Annotated in this window: 1 tRNA gene; it reads left to right on the top strand. The window is 52.0% G+C overall.

From position 1 onward, the window contains the following. Window positions 1-123 precede the first annotated feature (123 nt). Window positions 124-200 (top strand) — tRNA-Arg (locus tag BM607_RS21620). Window positions 201-321: the final 121 nt, after the last annotated feature.

Genomic DNA, 321 nt, shown 5'->3' with positions numbered 1-321 from the left:
GCGTGTAGCTCAGCTGGATAGAGTACCTGGCTACGAACCAGGCGGTCGGAGGTTCGACTCCTTCCACGCGCACCAATTTAGATTAATATGATTTCGGTCGTATTAATGTTTACCGTTTTAAATGCGCGTGTAGCTCAGCTGGATAGAGTACCTGGCTACGAACCAGGCGGTCGGAGGTTCGACTCCTTCCACGCGCACCAATACAGTTAACAAGACACGTCTTGTTGATTTAAAGCGTTAAACGCGGAGAGGTGGCCGAGTGGCCGAAGGCGCTCCCCTGCTAAGGGAGTATGGGCTTTAACTCCCATCGAGGGTTCGAAT

The organism is Shewanella sp. SACH (assembly GCF_001887095.2).
Taxonomy (GTDB): Bacteria; Pseudomonadota; Gammaproteobacteria; order Enterobacterales; family Shewanellaceae; genus Shewanella; species Shewanella baltica.
The sequence above is the reverse complement of the archived record's forward strand: the minus strand, read 5'-3'. Positions and strand labels throughout refer to the sequence as shown.